1 protein-coding gene is annotated in these 1702 nt (G+C 46.1%); it reads left to right on the top strand.

The features are described 5' to 3' along the window. Positions 1-1662, top strand: a 1662-nt coding sequence (locus ACHUFQ_RS16935; protein ID WP_394177028.1) for an Ig-like domain-containing protein, incomplete at its 5' end; no start/stop codon positions are given. Between the last annotated feature and the right edge of the window lie 40 nt (positions 1663-1702).

Raw genomic sequence — 1702 nt, 5'->3', positions numbered from 1 at the left:
TATGGTAAGTGTATTGATGTTGCTGCGCCTGGTCAGGGTTTGGCGACCACAACCAAAAACGGTAGTTACGGTAGTGGTACAGGTACATCGTTTGCGGCACCTGCAACGGCCGGTGTATTAGCATTATTAAAAGCCGCGAATCCAAAAATGAGTAACAAAGAGCTAGAGAGTTTGTTGGAAAACAACGCCGATAACTCAATGTTCTCAGGTAGTTTTAGTACGAAATTTGGTTATGGTCGAATTGATGCTGGTGCGGCATTGCGTGACAGTGTTTATGTCCCAGATCCGGAGCCGGAGTTAGATCAGACGGCGCCAGAGGTGAGTATTACGTCGCCGAAGCAGGACAGTGAAGTGAACGGGTTGTTTTCGGTTGATGTCAATGCGACGGATAACGAAGGCGTGAAAAAAGTCGAATTGTACTTTAATGGCCAACGTGTTGGTGCTGACTTTAGCTCGCCATATTCATTCAGTGTTGATTCGTCAGCGGTAGCGGATGGTGAACATACCTTAACGGCGATTGCGACGGACACGTCAGGTAACGTAACCGAAACCGCGAACCATTATGTGATGGTTAAGAATGCGGATGTGGAAGTTACACCAGATCCGGAGCCGGAAGTGCCAGGTGACGGTAATGCTCCGACAGTAAGCTTTATTTCACCGGATGTAAACGTGACTCAGAGTCAGGAGCTGAACGTTAACATTGACGCTAAAGATTCTGATGGTATTGAAAAGGTTGAGTTGTATTTCCGTGGTCGTTTGGTGAAAACGTTAACGTCATCGCCTTACAGTCATACGATTAACATCTCGAAAATGGGCGCGGGTTATAAAACGTTGCAGGCTATCGCGTTTGATAGCAAAGGTAACTCAACGGCGACAGAAGTGTTTAACGTAATGGTTGATAACACAGCGCCAGAGCCTGAAGTACCGACAGAGCCTGAAGTACCAACAGAGCCTGAAGTACCGACAGAGCCAGAAGACCCAACGGACCCAGAAGTCCCGGGTGTAGATACAGAAGCGCCTTATGTTCAAATCATGAGTCCAACGGCAGGTAGTAAAAACGGTGGTGTTCTGAGTGTTGATGTTGATGCACAGGATAACGTAGCGGTAACGAAAGTAGAGTTATATTTCCGTGGTCGATTAGTACAAACTAAAGAAGCGTACCCATATGAGTTTAGTATTAATATTTCTAAACTGGGTGAAGGTCAGAAGACGCTTAAAGCTGTCGCTTATGATGCTGCAGGTAATGTAGCGGATACAGGAGACCATCACATTTATGTAGACAATTCGATTGACGGTACAGAGCCAGGTGAGCCGACAGAGCCAGAAGTTCCAACTGAACCTGACGTTCCAACGGATCCTGAAGTACCAACGGTACCGGATGATGGCGTAAACCCGACGGTAGAGATTTTGTCACCGTACGCGGACTCTACCCATAGTGGTGAATTGTTTATCGATGTAATGGCGGATGACAGCGACGGAATTGATAAAGTAGAAATCTACTTCCGTGGTCGTCTGGTGAAGACAAAGACAGAATATCCGTATACCCATACGATTAATATTTCGAAATTGTCTGATGGTGTGAAGAGCCTAAAAGCGATTGCTTATGACAAGCAAGGTAACGTGACAGAAACACCAGAAATGAGTATCCGAACGCAACAGTAATGTCGTTCAATCAATGAAAAAGCCCCGCAAGGGGCTTTTT

The organism is Thalassotalea litorea, from assembly GCF_043642205.1.
Taxonomy (GTDB): domain Bacteria; phylum Pseudomonadota; class Gammaproteobacteria; order Enterobacterales; family Alteromonadaceae; genus Thalassotalea_A; species Thalassotalea_A litorea.
Note: the sequence above shows the minus strand (reverse complement) of the source record. Positions and strands in the feature narration are given on the sequence as shown.